The 17745-nt window shown below is 46.7% G+C and carries 15 protein-coding genes; 10 read left to right on the forward strand and 5 right to left on the reverse strand.

From position 1 onward, the window contains the following. Window positions 1-172: 172 nt before the first annotated feature. Window positions 173-2002: a translational GTPase TypA gene (typA, locus tag ACWYVB_RS13210; RefSeq protein WP_046874152.1), complete on the forward strand. Its 1830-nt coding sequence runs from the start codon at window positions 173-175 to the stop codon at window positions 2000-2002. Window positions 2003-2082: 80 nt separating this feature from the next. Beyond that, window positions 2083-2625 carry an AAA family ATPase gene (locus tag ACWYVB_RS13215; protein WP_258686850.1) on the forward strand — a complete coding sequence of 181 codons (543 nt, stop codon included), beginning with the start codon at window positions 2083-2085 and terminating at the stop codon, window positions 2623-2625. A gap of 31 nt (window positions 2626-2656) precedes the next feature. On the opposite strand, the gene ACWYVB_RS13220 is transcribed toward ACWYVB_RS13215, so the two are convergent. Then, on the reverse strand, window positions 2657-3298 hold the full coding sequence (locus tag ACWYVB_RS13220) for a DUF2959 domain-containing protein (protein ID WP_258686849.1): 642 nt from the start codon (window positions 3296-3298) through the stop codon (window positions 2657-2659). Window positions 3299-3332: 34 nt separating this feature from the next. Here ACWYVB_RS13220 and ACWYVB_RS13225 point away from each other — a divergent pair, with 34 nt between their 5' ends. The 3 genes from ACWYVB_RS13225 (at window position 3333) to ACWYVB_RS13235 (ending at window position 5707) form a co-directional block, all read left to right on the forward strand. Further along, window positions 3333-4277 (forward strand): virulence factor BrkB family protein, encoded by a 945-nt coding sequence (locus ACWYVB_RS13225; RefSeq protein ID WP_005379281.1) that lies wholly within the window; start codon window positions 3333-3335, stop codon window positions 4275-4277. Next, entirely contained in the window at window positions 4249-4683 is a 435-nt protein-coding gene (dtd, locus tag ACWYVB_RS13230; RefSeq protein WP_012841223.1) for a D-aminoacyl-tRNA deacylase, read from the forward strand. The genes ACWYVB_RS13225 and dtd overlap by 29 nt, the downstream gene beginning before the upstream one ends. 106 nt (window positions 4684-4789) lie before the next feature. Then, complete coding sequence (locus tag ACWYVB_RS13235; protein WP_005395003.1) at window positions 4790-5707, forward strand: bifunctional GNAT family N-acetyltransferase/hotdog fold thioesterase; 918 nt, start codon at window positions 4790-4792, stop codon at window positions 5705-5707. 13 nt (window positions 5708-5720) lie between these two features. On the opposite strand, the gene ACWYVB_RS13240 is transcribed toward ACWYVB_RS13235, so the two are convergent. The 4 genes from ACWYVB_RS13240 to hslR form a co-directional block, all read right to left on the reverse strand. Beyond that, window positions 5721-7814, reverse strand: coding sequence for an AsmA family protein (locus ACWYVB_RS13240; protein WP_457529135.1), 2094 nt, complete (start codon window positions 7812-7814; stop codon window positions 5721-5723). A 192-nt stretch (window positions 7815-8006) separates the two neighbouring features. Beyond that, window positions 8007-9635 carry a phosphoenolpyruvate carboxykinase (ATP) gene (gene pckA / locus ACWYVB_RS13245; protein WP_005395000.1) on the reverse strand — a complete coding sequence of 543 codons (1629 nt, stop codon included), beginning with the start codon at window positions 9633-9635 and terminating at the stop codon, window positions 8007-8009. A 337-nt stretch (window positions 9636-9972) separates the two neighbouring features. Further along, on the reverse strand, window positions 9973-10848 hold the full coding sequence (gene hslO, locus ACWYVB_RS13250; RefSeq protein ID WP_046874147.1) for an Hsp33 family molecular chaperone HslO: 876 nt from the start codon (window positions 10846-10848) through the stop codon (window positions 9973-9975). Between the two features lie 31 nt (window positions 10849-10879). Next, window positions 10880-11266: a ribosome-associated heat shock protein Hsp15 gene (hslR, locus tag ACWYVB_RS13255; protein WP_031780440.1), complete on the reverse strand. Its 387-nt coding sequence runs from the start codon at window positions 11264-11266 to the stop codon at window positions 10880-10882. Between the two features lie 253 nt (window positions 11267-11519). On the opposite strand from hslR, the gene gspC reads away from it, so the two are divergent. The 5 genes from gspC to gspG are packed head-to-tail and all read left to right on the forward strand — an operon-like array spanning window position 11520 to window position 17720. Continuing rightward, on the forward strand, window positions 11520-12443 hold the full coding sequence (gene gspC, locus ACWYVB_RS13260; protein WP_457529138.1) for a type II secretion system protein GspC: 924 nt from the start codon (window positions 11520-11522) through the stop codon (window positions 12441-12443). A gap of 36 nt (window positions 12444-12479) precedes the next feature. Then, a complete protein-coding gene (gene gspD, locus ACWYVB_RS13265) occupies window positions 12480-14498 on the forward strand; it encodes a type II secretion system secretin GspD (protein WP_005394995.1) in 2019 nt (672 codons plus the stop codon). After that, on the forward strand, window positions 14498-16000 hold the full coding sequence (gspE, locus tag ACWYVB_RS13270) for a type II secretion system ATPase GspE (protein WP_005394994.1): 1503 nt from the start codon (window positions 14498-14500) through the stop codon (window positions 15998-16000). The genes gspD and gspE overlap by 1 nt, the downstream gene beginning before the upstream one ends. Beyond that, entirely contained in the window at window positions 16000-17217 is a 1218-nt protein-coding gene (gene gspF / locus ACWYVB_RS13275; RefSeq protein WP_005394987.1) for a type II secretion system inner membrane protein GspF, read from the forward strand. The genes gspE and gspF overlap by 1 nt, the downstream gene beginning before the upstream one ends. A gap of 59 nt (window positions 17218-17276) precedes the next feature. Beyond that, window positions 17277-17720 (forward strand): type II secretion system major pseudopilin GspG, encoded by a 444-nt coding sequence (gene gspG, locus ACWYVB_RS13280; protein WP_005394985.1) that lies wholly within the window; start codon window positions 17277-17279, stop codon window positions 17718-17720. Window positions 17721-17745 lie beyond the last annotated feature (25 nt).

Consider the following 17745-nt stretch of genomic DNA (forward strand, 5'->3'; position numbering starts at 1 on the left):
AAATGGGCATTAAGCGTAAAAATCGCAGAAATGCTCGGGAGTAGATCACATATTTCTAGGCTTTTTGCTAAAATCTGGTACATTATGGCCGTTTTTTTAATCAGCAAATGTCGCCAGAGAGCACCCGTTCTCAGCGTGGGGGCATTTCATCTATCTAAGTGAATCAATATCCATGGCTACTCCACAGATTGATAAATTAAGAAATATCGCGATCATCGCGCACGTTGACCACGGTAAAACCACGTTGGTTGACAAGCTGCTACAACAATCAGGCACGCTTGAGTCTCGCGGTGAAGCTGAAGAGCGAGTCATGGACTCGAACGACATCGAGAAAGAGCGCGGTATTACCATTCTTGCTAAAAACACAGCAATCGACTGGAACGATTACCGTATCAACATCGTAGATACCCCGGGACACGCGGACTTCGGTGGCGAAGTTGAACGTATCATGTCGATGGTAGACTCTGTACTACTTATCGTTGACGCGGTTGATGGTCCAATGCCTCAAACGCGTTTCGTAACACAAAAAGCGTTTGCTCATGGTCTAAAACCAATCGTTGTTATCAACAAGATTGACCGCCCTGGCGCACGTCCGGATTGGGTTATGGACCAAGTGTTCGACCTATTCGACAACCTAGGTGCTTCTGACGAACAGTTAGACTTTAAAGTGGTTTACGCTTCTGCTCTTAACGGTTGGGCTTCTCTAGAAGAAGGCGAAACTGGCGAGAACATGGAACCGCTATTCGAAACTATCGTTGGCGAAGTAGCTGCGCCAGAAGTTGACCTAGATGGTCCACTACAGATGCAAATCTCTCAGTTGGATTACAGCTCTTACGTTGGCGTTATCGGCGTTGGCCGTGTAACTCGTGGTAGCGTTAAGCCAAACCAGCAAGTAACGGTTGTTGGTGCAGACGGCAAAACTCGCAACGGTAAAGTGGGCACAGTAATGGGCTACCTAGGCCTAGAGCGTCACGAAGTTGAGCAAGCTAACGCGGGTGATATCATTGCAATCACTGGTCTTGGCGAGCTTAAAATCTCTGACACTATCTGTGCACAAAACGCAGTAGAAGCTCTACCAGCACTGTCTGTTGATGAACCAACAGTAACCATGACGTTCCAAGTAAACACGTCTCCATTCGCTGGTAAAGAAGGTAAGTTCGTCACTTCACGTAACATCCTTGAGCGTCTAGAGAAGGAACTGGTACACAACGTTGCACTGCGCGTTGAACAAACAGACGATCCAGACAAATTCCGCGTATCAGGCCGTGGTGAGCTTCACCTGTCTATCCTGATCGAAAACATGCGTCGTGAAGGCTTCGAGCTTGCCGTATCTCGTCCAGAAGTAATCATCAAAGAAGAAGATGGTCAGCTAATGGAACCGTTTGAAACGGTAACCATCGACGTAATGGAAGAGCACCAAGGCGGTATCATGGAGAATATCGGCCTACGTAAAGGTGAGCTGAAAGATATGGCTCCAGACGGTAAAGGCCGTGTACGTATGGACTTCATCATGCCATCTCGTGGTCTGATCGGCTTCCAAACGGAATTCATGACACTGACTTCTGGTTCTGGTCTTCTATACCATACGTTTGACCACTACGGCCCACACAAAGGCGGTAACATCGGTCAGCGTATCAACGGTGTTCTGATTGCTAACGCTGCGGGTAAAGCGCTAACTAACGCACTGTTCAACCTTCAAGAACGTGGTCGTCTATTTATCGGTCACGGTGTGGAAGTTTACGAAGGCATGGTTATCGGTATTCACAGCCGCGACAACGACCTAACAGTAAACGCACTGAAAGGTAAGCAGCTAACCAACGTTCGTGCATCTGGTACCGATGACGCACAGGTTCTAACTCCGCCAATCATCATGACACTAGAGCAAGCGCTTGAGTTCATCGATGACGACGAGCTAGTAGAAGTAACACCTGAAAGCATCCGTATCCGTAAGAAATTCCTAACGGAAAGCGATCGTAAACGTGCTTCTCGTGGCGCGAAATAATTTTCGTTAAGCGATTCAATTAAGAAGAAGCCCTGAGTTATGCTCAGGGTTTTTTGTATCTAGAGAATGAACATATCAGCATGAAGCCAATTGTGATTACTGGTGGCCCAGGTGCGGGGAAAACCACCCTACTGAATGCATTAGATCGGCAAGGGTATGCGACGTTTGCAGAGAGCTCTCGTACGCTGATTGAACAGCAAAGCCAGTTAAACGACGGTATCTTGCCGTGGACGAACCTGCCTGAGTTTGCTCAATTGTGTCTCGACTTGATGAGCAAGCAAAAGAGTGATGCGCGTTGTCATGACGTTGCGTTTGTTGATCGCGCCATCCCAGACATCATTGCTTACTTACAAGTGGGCGGTTGTAAGGTTGACCAAGCTTTCTTAACCGAAAGTGCTGGGTACCATAGTCAGGTGTTTACCTGTCGACCTGAAGCATCCATTTACGTGCAAGATGAAGTGCGTCCACACAGCTTTGAAGAAGCATTGGAGATTCATCAATCCTTAGTGGATATCTATGCTGAGTTGGGTTACGAAGTGGTAGAAGTGCCATGGGGCAGTGTGCTAGAACGAGTAGGCTTTGTTCGAAGAGTCATCGGTTTAGTTGGTGAGGTCACAGACTAAAACCTCCTCGCTAGGAGGAGGTTTGAATCATTTACTTTTGATTGAGCTTTTGCAGAAATTTATCAGACTCTGCAATCGCTTCGTTCATTTGTTTGATGGCAAACTGAATGTCTTTCTCTAGACTAGAAAATTCACCTTGTAGAGAGCCAATCGCACTCGCGTTAAGGTTGTGTTTCAAGTACAACGTGTTGTCGCGCAGTGTATTTAGTACCGGCGTCATCTTTTTCTCCGCACGCTTCATTGCGCTAAGCATGGTTTTGTACGAAGCTTTGGTTTCACGTAGCTTTTGTTCGCTTGAACGGCGCAATTTCGCGCTCGAGTACAGCTCTAGTTCGTTTTGCCATTCATCAAACAGTGCGCCGGAAACGTCTTCAATCGCAGCAATGCGGTCACGAACGTCTTGCGCCGCTTTTTCGCTGTCTTCGTACTTGTCATTGATTTTGTTGTAGACACTTTCTAGCTCACCACCATCAAAATTAGTGATCGCAGATAAGGCTTCGAGTGCACTGGTGAATTCTTCTTGTGCATCTTGTTGAGATTCTTTGGCATCTTCAACGCGGTCGACCATAATATCTCGTTTATGGTACCCAACTTGCTCCATCGCTGAGTAATAAGCAGATTGACACCCTGTTAAAGTGAAAATTGATAGTACAATTGCTAATAAATAAGGCATTCTTATGTCCTCGACGCTAATTATGGGATGAACTATGAACCAGTTATCAGAGAGTTACAAGGCAAGATTAATCAATCTACTGCCAAGTTGCGTCGCGTTTTTTAAGTATCTTCTTAAGCGATTAACGCATGATCGCGTCAATGTGAACGCGGGCTATCTTGCCTACATTACCTTGTTATCCATCGTGCCAATGCTGACGGTATTGTTATCAATATTGTCGAAATTTCCCGTTTTTGCGAACGTCGGTGAGGTGTTGCAAGGCTACATTATTGAGAATTTTGTTCCGGCATCTGGGGAAGCTGTACATACGGCATTGCAGGAATTTGTGGCGAATACGGGCAAAATGAGCGCGGTTGGCGGTGGGTTTTTATTCATTGCTGCAGTCATGCTGATTTCGAACATTGATAAGAACTTAAACTACATTTGGCGAGTTAAAGACAAGCGCCGTTTAGTCTTTTCATTCTCTATGTATTGGATGGTACTCACGTTAGGGCCGATCATGGTCGGTGCGAGTATCGCGGCGACATCGTACGTGACCTCACTGCAAATTTTAGAGAACGAGACATTATCTGGTGCGTTCAATCTGTTTTTACGTTGGTTACCGCTGTTGTTGTCTTTTTTCGCTTTCCTTGGCTTATATATTCTGGTGCCGAATAAAAAAGTGCACCTGGCTCATGGCGCGATGGGGGCAGCAGTCGCTGCGATACTGTTCGAATTAAGTAAAAAGGGCTTTGCACTCTACATCACGCAGTTCCCATCTTATCAGCTCATTTACGGGGCGTTAGCCGCGATTCCTATCTTGTTTGTTTGGGTGTATTTATGCTGGATGATCGTGTTATTGGGTGCGGAAGTCACAGCAGCGCTTGGTGAGCGAGAGCACTGGAGTGAAGATTTAGACATGATACACTCGACCGCTGAATCTCAGTTAACAGATGAAGGAAGCGAGAGTAGTGATAGCGCTAATTCAACGAGTCAGTGAAGCTGCCGTCCGTGTGGATGGTGAAGTCGTAGGGGAAATTGATCGTGGTCTGCTGGTCTTATTAGGAGTAGAGAAAGACGACGATGAGGCCAAAGCAAAACGCTTGATGGAGCGTGTTACGACCTACCGCGTGTTCGAAGATGATGAAGGTAAGATGAACCTGAACGTCAAACAGGTAGAAGGCAAAGTGTTGGTGGTTTCTCAATTTACGTTACCTGCGGATACAAAAAAAGGCACTCGTGCTGGCTTTTCTCGCGGTGCGCATCCTGCTGATGCTGAGCGCTTGTATGATTACTTTTCTGATTTGTGTGAACAAGTTTTACCCACACAGCGTGGCCGCTTCGCTGCCGATATGAAAGTGTCCTTAGTGAATGACGGTCCGGTGACGTTTTGGTTGCAGGTCTAGTCTGGTAACACCAGTGCCATGGTCTAAGCTTTAACTCCAAGCTCATGGAATTGGCTTGGAGTGATTTTCCCGACATTTATTAGTGTTGTGCTTTCAAAGGATTGATATGTTCAAACTCATTACTCCCAAAACCGATAATCAGATAAACAAGTATTATCAGTTTCGCTGGCAACTGCTTCGTGAGCCATGGCGTATGCCAATTGGCTCCGAACGCGATGAATACGATGAAATGAGCCATCACCGTATGATTGTTGATGGCCGAGGTCGTCCTATGGCGATCGGTCGTTTATACATTACGCCGGATAATGATGGCCAAATCCGCTATATGGCGGTTAAAAATAATCGCCGCAGTAAGGGGATGGGCTCGCTGGTTCTGGTCGCGCTAGAGTCGTTAGCACGCCAAGAAGGGGCGAAGCGCTTGGTGTGTAATGCCCGTGAAGATGCCATCGCCTTTTACGAGAAAAATGGCTTTGAGCGTCGCGGTGAACTAACCGACGAGCGCGGTCCTGTGCGTCACCAACAAATGGTGAAACCATTGGATCCGATGGCGAATGTGTTACGTCGCCCAGAATGGTGCACTGAACTTCAGCAGCGCTGGGAGCAACAGATCCCAATTAGCGACAAAATGGGGATCAAAATTAACCAGTACACGGGTTATCAGTTTGAATGCTGCGCGCAACTTAATCCGAACCTTAATCCGCATAACACCATGTTTGCGGGGTCGGCTTTTACTTTAGCCACCTTGACGGGGTGGGGTATGACGTGGCTGCTGCTTAAAGAGCGCGGTCTGCATGGTGATATTGTGTTGGCCGACAGTTCGATTCGTTATCGTCAACCAGTCGAGCAAAACCCTGTGGCGAGCACTTCGTTGGATGGGATCAGTGGTGACCTAGATCGATTGGAGTCAGGGCGCAAAGCACGCATCGTCATTCACGTGGTGATTTATAGTGGCGACACGCCAGCCGTAGATTTTGTTGGTACCTATATGCTGATACCGAACTATTCGCAATTACTCAGTTGTTAATTGAGAGGGCGCCTTACTGATCTGTAGGGCGCTTATTCTTTTCGCTTTCTTGCTCTGTCGGTGGGAGGATGTGTTCCTCTGTGGTGGGATCAGTGACAGATGCTTCGTCTTCTTCGACAATTTCTTCGGAAAGCTCTTCCTCTTGAATCTCCACATTGATGTTATCGATCGCAGTTGGCTGCTCAATGGATGATTCATGTGTTTGTGGAGTACTTTCAACATCAGCCGGTTCTTTTGGAGCTGGTGCTTTTAAACACTCATTATGATGGATTTCGCCACTGAGTAGATCGCCTTCAACGCTCCCGCACGACTCTTTCCATTGATAAACAATGCCACTTAGCGGGTTGTTGGCCATATCAAACTCGCCCCAAACCCTACCACTCATAGCTTTCCCTGAAATGGTGACTGGTTCTATGGCGACTTCCCCTCGTTGTGCGGTTAAACGCAGCGGACTTAAGGTAATGGCTTTGAGCGAATGATTCGCTTGGGATTTAAAACGGGTATCTCGTAGGTTGGCTTCCACTTCACCAGATAAGCTGTAGGCCAGCATGTTGCGATCACCTGATAACCCTTGTAGATCGAGGCTGAGATCGGAAAAACCATCAATGGCCAGTGTGTTGGGTAAATAATCGTGGAAGAGTGATAAGGGAATGCCATCGGCATTGAGGTTGAGTGCCCAAGGCTGGCTCGGAGTACTTAGGTCTATCTGTCCGACGCCTTCTACGTAGCCTTGCTCGAGTGGTGCAAAAAGGCGTGTCAGTTGCCAAAAGCCATTCTCACTTTGCATGGCAAGTGCAGCATGAGACGTGAGCACTTGGTTATAACTGGCGTTGACAACGCTGACTTCCAGATCGCCATGCCAAAGGCCCCAACGTTGATTGACCTGTTTAAGATCAAGCTGCTGCCCTTCGATGTTTAAACCGGAGAACTGCCAATAAGGTTCGTGAGATAGCTGAATGATTTGGCTGCGCTCGATGTCGAGTCGTTGGATTGTGACATGATCTAACTTACTGATGGCGGCGTGCCACCAGTTTTGGTTATCTTCAGGTTGTATTGCCCACTTGAGGCCTTGAATGGAGGCTTCTTCGAGTTGCCATTGCGTTGGAGTGAACACCCCAGAGACCTGCACACGACCTTGCTGCCAATCTAAGCTGAGCTCGTTGAGCTGGATTTTTCCAGGCTCTATAGCAGCACTTAAACGCGGCTCTATTGCGGTTTGCTGTTGGAATTGGACGCTATCCGCCTGCAATGAAACTTGAGCCGTTGTCTCCCAGAGAGACAGTGGCAGTGTGGCGTTTTCTACGGATAGCTCTAAGTTTTGCCAGTGCCAATCGCCCCATTCAATATCGGCGTTCAGTAAGTCTAAGCTATTAATGTGATTAATCTGGAATGGCATTGCTTGCCAAGGCTTAGCAAGCAGTGATTGGAGCTGGATATGATTGAGTTGCAACTTATTGATGGTCACATTCACTAAAGACCAGCCTTGTGGATACTGCTCGCCTTGCCCTGAAATTTGACTGTTACGCCAGTTAAATGAAGTGCCATAGAGCGTACTGTCTTGCGGTTTGTAGTCCATGTCGACCAAGACCTGATTAAAGGCTTCGCCATTCCAATAGATCTGGTCGGCTGCAAGTTGAACCTCGCCATATGGTATTAACTGGCCATTCCATTGTGGTGATTGAATTTGAAGGTCAATGCCATTACCAGAAAACTGCTCGTCGGCGTAATCAATATTTTTGAGCGCGATTTGATGGAACAAAACGTTATCTAAAGGCGGGAGCTTTGGCGCGCCATACTGCAAATTAAGTCCATCAATCAATAAGCTATCAACGATCCATTTACCATCGCGATAAACATCGGGATTCATCCATAAATCGACTTGCTCGATATAAGAAGCGTCGTCTACGTTTGTGTTCACACCCTGTAAAGTTAGGTGGTAGGGAAAATCGTAACGCACGCTTTCTACTTGAAAGGGCAAGGAAATGCTGTTTGATAGCAGACGCCAAGTTGCATCGGCGTAAGATGTTGTTAACAGCGCAATCATAGTGGCCGGAATGGCAACTAAGATAACCAGTAACAGAATTAGAACTCGACGCGCTGTTTTCATCCCTGCTAGAACCTACGTTTGCAATTAAATAAAACTAGATAGGCTTTAGCTTGTATCAATATTCTGCGGTATTCAATAAAAAGCCCCTCAAAAGAGGGGCTTGAAGCGGTTTTTTGTAACTTGGTCTACGTAAAAGTGATAAGTGGCCGCCCACTTATCATTGTGGTTTACGCGACGTCGTTGTTACTCGACTTAATCAATCTGAGGGCCAGCGGCAACCAGAGATTTACCTTCCGCATTGTCCGTGTATTTATCAAAGTTATTGATAAAGCGTTCAGCCAAGTCTTTCGCTTTGCTTTCCCACTGAAGTGGATCAACGTACGTGTCACGAGGGTCTAGAATGCTTGGATCCACACCTGGTAGTGAAGTCGGTACTTCAAGATTGAAGATAGGAATGTGCTTAGTTGGTGCATCTTCAATCGAACCATCAAGAATTGCATCAATAATTCCGCGCGTATCTTGAATCGAGATACGTTTGCCAGTGCCGTTCCAACCTGTGTTCACTAGGTAAGCCTCAGCGCCTGCTGCTTCCATACGTTTAACCAGTACTTCTGCGTATTTAGTTGGGTGAAGCGTTAGAAACGCTGCGCCAAAACATGCAGAGAAGGTTGGTGTAGGCTCAGTAATACCACGCTCTGTTCCTGCCAGTTTTGCAGTAAAGCCAGATAGGAAGTGGTACTTAGTTTGCTCAGGTGTCAGTTTAGACACTGGAGGTAGCACACCAAATGCGTCCGCCGATAGGAAGATCACTTTATTCGCGTGACCGCCTTTTGATACTGGCTTAACGATGTTGTCGATATGGTAGATAGGGTAAGAAACACGTGTGTTTTCTGTTTTCGAACCATCATCAAAGTCGATAGAACCATCGCTACGTACCGTTACGTTTTCTAGCAGTGCATCACGGCGAATTGCGTTGTAGATGTCTGGCTCCGCTTCTTTCGATAGCTTGATGGTTTTCGCGTAACAACCACCTTCGAAGTTGAAGACGCCGTCATCATCCCAACCGTGCTCATCATCACCAATTAGCGCACGTTTAGGATCAGTCGATAGTGTGGTTTTACCCGTACCAGAGAGACCAAAGAATACCGCTACGTCGCCGTCTTTGCCCATGTTGGCGCTACAGTGCATTGATGCGATGTCTTTTAGAGGAAGGAAGTAGTTCATCATTGCGAACATGCCTTTCTTCATCTCACCGCCGTACCAAGTACCACCGATAAGTTGCATGCGCTCGGTTAGGTTAAATACGGTGAAGTTTTCTGAGTTCAGACCTTGCTCTTCCCATTTTGGGTTAGTGCATTTTGCGCCATTCATTACCACGAAGTCTGGTTCAAATGTTGCCAATTCTTCTTCCGTTGGGCGGATAAACATGTTTTTAACGAAGTGCGCTTGCCATGCGACTTCCGTGATAACACGAATGCTCAAACGCGTATCTGGGTTTGCACCACAGTAACCGTCAACAACAAACAAACGTTTGTTAGAAAGCTGGTTTGTGACCAGTTCTTTCAGCTCGTCCCACACTTCTGGAGTGATTGGTTTGTTGTCATTTTTTACTTGATCAGACGTCCACCACATATGCTCTTCTGTCGTAGCGTCTTTGACGATGTATTTATCTTTTGGTGAGCGACCAGTAAAGATGCCAGTGTCAACGGCAACCGCACCTAGTTCAGTAACCACGCCACGCTCATAACCAGTTAGGTCTTCACGCGTTTCTTCCTCAAACAACATTTCGTAGCTAGGGTTGCGAATAACCTCTTTAACGTTATGCAGTCCGTGCTTGGTTAGATCAAGTGTTGCAGCCTTAGTATGTTCCATAACGGTCATAGGTGCTCCTTATAAGGATTTTTGTAGGGATTTTGTAAGAATGTTTTAATTTTAATCTGCTCACCATGCTAGCAACGGGGCGGGGAGAAAACAGGGAGATAGCTCAAAATTTATCCATGATTTCAATAAGGTTTTAGGTAACCCGTCACATATTGGTGGGAATAGTTTATCGTGCACGCAATCCTTTGCGCTAGGGCAAAATCATTATTAATTGTTTAAAATTAAGCAGTTGTTTTATTACGCTTGAAGCGAGGCATTACGAGGGGTTGATCACAAAAATGCCAGCATTAAGCTGGCATTTTGTAGGGTAAATTACGTGCTTGATAAGCTATGTAAATTAATGCAGGGTTTTCTTGTCCGCAGAAGCTTGTGCATACAGCTCGGTGACTTCCGCTTCGTCGAACGTATAGGTCGTGCCACAGTAATCACAATGTAAAGAAACGGATCCTACTTCAGCCAAAATGTCATAAATTTCAGCTTTCTCAACGGTGATGATAGCGGCACCACTACGATCACGAGAACAGCCACAATGGAATTCGACAGGCTGCGGTTCGTAAAGGCGCACTTTGTCTTGGTTATATAGGCGGTATAGTAGTTCGTTAGCTTCTAGACCAAATAGCTCTTCATCTTTTACCGTGTCAGTCAGTTGCTCTAGATGCTCGAAATCATCTGGTGAACCAGTGCCATCAGGGATTACTTGAATCAACATACCTGCTGCGTGGGCTTTACCTTCGTGCTCGCCCGTGCGGATCCATAGGCGCGTTTTTAGCTGCTCTGAGTTTGCGAAGTAGCCTTCTAGTACGTCGGCTAGAGTATCACCTTCTAATCCAACGACACCTTGGTAACGCTCACCGTTTTTCGGTTCGATAGTGATAACGAGGTAACCTTTGCCCATGAGATCGTGGAGGCTTGCATCATCGGCAATATCGCCTTCCCAGCGAGCCACGCCACGAACGCGTTGCTTGTGGTCACCGTTGATAACGGCAAGAGATACAGGGCCGTCGCCTTGTAGCTGAATGGTGATTGAGCCTTCGAACTTAAGAGTGGCAGTTAAAAGAGTGGTTGAAACGAGTAGCTCACCCAGCAGTTTCTCTATTGCTGCCGGATATTCCTTGCTGGAGATAACACGTTGGTACGCTTCATCCAATTGTACCAACTCGCCACGTACTGAAAGATCTTCGAATAGGTAGCGGTTTAAAACATTATTTGCCATGGAGTGCTTTCCTCGTTGGTAATTCCGGCTTTTATTGGTGTTTGAACTTAATGATGTCTCTGCGCTGCTTTTTATCTGGGCGGCGTTCTGGACTTGGGTTGTGGGCATTAAGCTTACGTTGAGTCGCGTGTTCCTCACGTTTCGCTATACTTTCATTAGTTTCGCGATACAAGGTCTGTGCGATGGGAGCGCCTCGGCGTTGATCAGAAATTTTTTCGATGATCACCGTTTTTTCTTCGTTGCCTTGACGAAGTCTTACTTCGGCGCCCACTTCAACGATTTTACTCGGTTTGCTTCGTTGGCCATTATAGTGGACTTTACCACCATCGACCATGTTACGAGCGATAGAGCGGGTTTTATAAAATCTTGCGGCCCATAGCCATTTATCTAGCCTAACGGCTTCATTTAGGGAACTCATAGAACACTACGCTATCTAATCACTGCCCGAATATGGCAATGAGTGATGGATTATTCACCTACAGATGGAGTCAAGGCGTATTTTTTTCAAGGGAGTTGGCAAAAACTGCATAAGAAAAAGGTATGAAAGACAACTTGTGATATAGTTCACTGCTCTTTGTTGAGTAATAATTTTATTGCAAATTTAGCAATTTAAAGTCGATAGCTATTGTTATAGCTTAAATGACGAACGTTAGAATAAAGGAATCCATTCAGTGAAACGTTTAGAGCTAAGTGCAGGATTATCAAGCAGACCGCTACTGGCTCATATCAAGTCCAATAATTATACAATTCAAGCCAAACTTAGCTTGTTGCTCACCTGTCTGTTTATTGCGATAACCGGATGGATACTTGGCAAAATTGTATGGTTAGCCATACCTCAATCGTCGGAAGTGCCGCAATGGCGTCCATCGACGAGCAGCGTTGTTGCGAGCAATAAAGGCGACGCGATAGATTTTAATGCCCTTCAGAATGCCAACCTATTCGGTAAATTCACTGAACAAAAGCCTGCAGTTGTAGAACAACCTGTTGTTAAAGACGCTCCGAAGACGCGCCTTAACCTTACACTGGTTGGCGCGGTTGCAAGCAGTGATGCGAATACCAGCCTTGCTGTCATTGCCAACCGTGGCAAGCAAGCAACGTATGGTTTAGGTGAAGAAATTGAAGGTACGCGTGCGACACTAAAAGCCGTATTAGTGGATCGCGTCATCATTGATAACCAAGGTCGAGACGAGACCTTAATGATGCAGGGTATAGAATATAAGAAGCTATCTGAATCGCCGCAGATAGCCAGAGCCCAATCTCAACGAGCAGAATCAGCGTCTGACGTTGGAGAAAAATTAGAGCAAATCCGAGAGGAAATTGCGAAAGATCCACAAAGCGTTTTCAAATACATCACCATTTCACCCGTCAAAAGAGACGGGGGCATTGTTGGTTATCGAGTGTCACCTGGTCGTGATGCCGCGCTGTTTAATGATGTGGGTCTAGAACCTGGTGATATTGCGGTGCAGCTTAATGGGATCGATTTAAGTGACCCGTCTTCTTCAGTACAACTGATGCAAGTGATGAGCGATCCGCAAGAATTAAATTTAACTGTTGAGCGCGACGGCCAACAGTACGATATCTATATCCAATTGTAAGACTTAGGCAACCGGCGTAAGTTCAGGGAGACATACGTGAAACATTGGTTCAGCAAAAGTGCTTGGCTACTAGCAGGAAGTTTACTCTGCGTCCCAGGTGCAATAGCAAACGAATTTAGTGCCAGCTTTAAAGGCACTGATATTCAAGAATTCATCAACATAGTGGGTCGTAATCTCGAAAAGACCATCATTGTTGACCCTTCAGTGCGCGGTAAAATCGATGTCCGCAGCTATGATGTGCTTAACGAAGAGCAATACTACAGCTTTTTCCTTAACGTACTCGAAGTATACGGCTACGCCGTCGTAGAAATGGACAACGGTGTACTTAAGGTTATCAAAGCGAAAGACTCAAAAACGTCAGCAATCCCTGTATTAGGTGATGGCAGCGCGCAAGGCGACAGCGTTATCACTCGAGTTGTTGCGGTGCGTAATGTGTCGGTTCGTGAGTTGTCTCCTCTACTTCGTCAACTGATTGATAATGCTGGTGCTGGTAACGTAGTTCACTACGATCCTGCGAACATCATCTTAATCACAGGTCGTGCGGCGGTCGTAAATCGCTTAGCAGAAATCATTAAGCGTGTTGACCAAGCGGGTGATAAAGAAATTGAGCTGGTGGAACTGCGCAATGCTTCTGCTGCCGAAATGGTGCGTATTGTTGAAGCACTGAATAAAAGCACCAATCAGAAGAGCACGCCTGAGTTCCTTGAGCCTAAAATTGTTGCCGATGAACGCACCAACGCGATTTTGATTTCTGGCGATCCTAAAGTACGTGCGCGTCTGAAGCGATTGATTCGTCAACTTGACGTTGAAATGGCGACCAAAGGTAACAACCGCGTGGTTTACCTGAAGAACGCGAAAGCTGAAGATTTGGTGGATGTACTAAAAGGTGTCTCCGATAACCTACAAGCTGAAAAGCAAGTCGGCCAGAAAGCGTCAGGTGCCCAGCGTGGTGAAGTGGTGATTGCTGCGCACGCAGCGACCAACGCCTTAGTATTAACGGCTCCACCAGATATCATGAATGCGCTACAAGATGTTATTGCTCAGCTTGATATTCGTCGTGCTCAAGTCTTGATTGAGGCGCTGATCGTTGAAATGTCAGAAGGTGACGGCATTAACTTAGGTGTTCAGTGGGGCTCACTGGAAACCGGTGCGGTGATTCAGTACGGTAACTCTGGTGCACCGATTGGTCAGGTGATGGTTGGTCTAGAAGAAGCAAAAGATCAAACTCGAACTGAATACTACACAAATGCGAATGGCGAACGAACGCCATATGATGTTACTGAATCTGGTGACTATTCTACTCTTGCATCGGCACTGAGCGGTGTTAACGGTGCTGCGATGAGCATCGTGATGGGTGACTGGACTGCTTTGGTCAGCGCGGTAGCGACCGACTCCAACTCAAACATTCTATCTTCTCCAAGTATCACTGTAATGGATAATGGTGAAGCATCATTTATTGTTGGTGAAGAAGTGCCTGTTATCACAGGTTCTACTGCTGGCTCAAACAACGACAATCCATTCCAAACGGTTGATCGTAAAGAAGTTGGTATCAAGCTTAAGGTTGTGCCACAAATTAACGAAGGTGACTCTGTTCAGTTAAATATCGAGCAAGAAGTGTCCAATGTGTTGGGGGCTAACGGTGCGGTTGACGTTCGCTTTGCTAAGCGTCAGCTAAATACCTCAGTCATGATCCAAGATGGTCAGATGCTGGTTCTTGGTGGCTTGGTTGATGAACGTGCACTCGAGAGTGAGTCAAAAGTACCGCTACTGGGTGACATCCCAGTGCTTGGTCATCTGTTCAAATCAACCAGTACGCAAACAGAAAAGCGTAACTTGATGGTGTTCATCAAGCCGACGATTATTCGTGATGGTATGACCGCAGACGGTATTACACAGCGCAAATACAACTTTATTCGCGCAGAGCAGCTCTACAAAGCGGATCAAGGATTGAAGTTGATGGCTGACGAGAAGATCCCTGTCATGCCGGCCTTTGGCCAGGAGCGTCAGCACCCAACCGAGATCCAAGCGTTTATTGATCAAATGGAAAACAACTAATGGTTGATATGTTAGACACAGCGCCAAGTATGCGTCGTCTGCCATTCAGTTTTGCCAATCGCTTTAAACTGGTGCTGGAGACAGAGCATCCTGAGCGTCCGCCCATTCTTTACTATGTCGAGCCGCTCAACCCAGCGGCTCTGGTCGAAGTCCGTCGTGTGCTGAAGAAAAGCTTCGTGCCGCAACCTATCGATAAAGAAGCCTTCGATAAAAAGTTAACCGAAGCTTATCAGCGTGACTCGTCTGAAGCGCGTCAATTGATGGAAGACATCGGTGCCGATAGCGACGACTTTTTCTCATTGGCTGAAGAGCTGCCGCATGATGAAGACTTGCTAGAGTCAGAAGACGATGCACCAATCATTAAGTTGATCAATGCGATGTTGGGTGAAGCAATTAAAGAAGGGGCGTCGGATATTCACATCGAAACTTTCGAGAAAACCCTTTCGATTCGTTTCCGTGTCGATGGCGTATTGCGTGAAGTGCTCACCCCAAGTCGTAAGCTTGCACCATTATTGGTTTCGCGAGTGAAGGTCATGGCGAAGCTGGATATTGCAGAAAAGCGCGTACCTCAAGATGGTCGTATCTCGCTGCGTATTGGTGGTCGTGCGGTTGATGTGCGTGTTTCTACAATGCCGTCGTCACATGGTGAGCGAGTAGTTATGCGTCTGTTGGATAAAAACGCGACGCGTCTCGATTTGCATAGCTTAGGTATGACGCCTTCCGTGCACGACAATTTCCGTCATCTTATTCAGCGTCCTCACGGTATTATCTTGGTCACCGGCCCGACGGGTTCTGGTAAGTCGACGACTTTGTACGCTGGCTTGCAAGAGATCAACAGTAACGAACGCAATATCTTAACGGTTGAAGACCCGATCGAATTTGACATTGATGGCATCGGTCAGACTCAGGTGAACCCGAAGGTCGACATGACTTTTGCGCGTGGCTTGCGTGCTATTCTGCGTCAGGACCCTGACGTGGTGATGGTCGGTGAGATCCGTGACTTAGAAACCGCACAAATTGCAGTGCAAGCGTCCTTAACGGGTCACTTAGTAATGTCGACCCTTCACACCAACACCGCTGTTGGTGCGATCACGCGTCTACGCGATATGGGCATTGAACCATTCCTTATTTCTTCATCGTTATTGGGTGTGTTAGCACAGCGCTTGGTTCGTACGCTTTGCCCGAGTTGCAAAGAACCGTATGAAGCCGATGCTGAACAGAAGAAACTGTTTGGTATGGAAGCGCATGAACCACTAGAGCTACACCGTGCTAAAGGCTGCGAAGCGTGTAACCAAAAAGGCTACCGAGGTCGAACAGGTATCCACGAGCTCATTATGGTCGATGAGCAAGTGCAAGAATTGATTCACCGAGAGTCTGGTGAGCAAGAAATTGAGAGAGCCGTTCGCGCCCATACGCCAAGTATTCGCAGTGATGGTCTAAGCAAAGTACGTCGTGGTATTACGTCACTTGAAGAAGTGATGCGAGTGACGAAGGAAACCTAATGGCGGCATTTGAGTACAAAGCGCTAGATGCAAAAGGCAAGCATAAAAAAGGCACGATAGAAGGGGACAACGCCCGACAAGTGCGCCAGCGACTCAAAGAGCAAGGGATGATCCCGATTGAAGTGGTCGAGACGAAAGCTAAATCGGCTAAGTCTTCAGGTTCAGTCAGCTTTAAGCGCGGCATCTCAACATCTGAGCTGGCACTAATCACACGTCAATTGTCCACGTTAGTCCAATCAGGTATGCCTCTGGAAGAATGTTTGCGCGCGGTCTCTGAGCAGGCTGAAAAGCCGAGAATTCGTTCTATGCTGGCTGCGGTTCGCTCGAAAGTAACCGAGGGTTATCCGCTCGCCGACAGTTTTGCTGATTACCCACACGTGTTTGATGAACTCTATCGCTCCATGGTTGCGGCGGGTGAAAAGTCAGGCCATCTTGATACGGTATTAGAGCGTTTGGCGGACTACGTCGAAAACCGTCAGAAGATGCGTTCCAAACTGCTTCAAGCCATGATCTACCCGGTGGTTTTAGTGGTGTTTGCGGTTGTTATTGTTTCTTTCTTATTAGCGACAGTGGTACCCAAAATCATTGAGCCAATCATTCAGATGGGACAAGAGTTACCTCAGTCAACGCAGTTCTTACTGGCAGCCAGTGAGTTTGTGCAAGATTGGGGGCTTATCATCTTCGTCGTGCTGGTGGTGTTTTTCTATGGGCTCAAACTGGCGTTGCAAAAACCAGACTTTCGCTTGGCTTGGGATAGAAAAATCTTGAGTCTACCGCTATTGGGCAAAATCTCTCGAGGTTTGAATACCGCACGATTCGCACGAACACTTTCGATTTGTACTTCCAGTGCGATTCCAATTCTAGAAGGCATGCGTGTCGCGGTGGATGTTATGTCTAATCGCTATGTGAAGCAGCAAGTGTTACTTGCTGCAGATAACGTTCGAGAAGGTGCCAGCCTGCGTAAGGCGTTAGATCAAACTCGTCTGTTTCCACCAATGATGCTACACATGATCGCCAGTGGTGAGCAAAGTGGTGAATTGGAGAGCATGTTGACGCGTGCTGCCGATAACCAAGATCAAAACTTTGAATCTACAGTCAATATTGCGTTAGGCGTATTCACTCCGGCATTAATTGCCTTAATGGCTGGATTAGTGTTGTTCATTGTGATGGCGACCTTGATGCCAATGCTAGAAATGAATAACTTGATGAGCGGATAAATTCGAATTAAGACGTGTCTACTTACGGCATGGCTTGAATCTAACTTTCGGAGAAAAAAATGAAATTTAAACGTAGTAAACAACACGGTTTCACACTTTTAGAAGTGATGGTTGTTGTCGTTATCCTTGGTATTTTGGCAAGTTTCGTTGTTCCAAACCTATTGGGTAACAAAGAGAAGGCTGACCAACAAAAAGCGATTACGGACATCGTAGCGCTGGAAAATGCCCTAGATATGTACAAGTTGGATAACAGCGTTTACCCAACGACAGACCAAGGCCTGGAAGCATTAGTTAGCAAGCCTTCTAACCCAGAGCCTCGTAACTACCGTGATGGCGGTTACATCAAACGTCTTCCTAATGACCCTTGGGGTAACCAGTACCAGTACCTAAGCCCAGGCGATAACGGTACGATTGACATCTTCACTCTAGGCGCAGATGGCCAAGAGGGTGGAGAAGGTCCAGCTGCAGATATTGGCAACTGGAACATGCAAGATTTCCAATAAATAGAGCCTAAGCCAGCACTAATGA

This window comes from Vibrio sp. JZG10, from assembly GCF_054064075.1.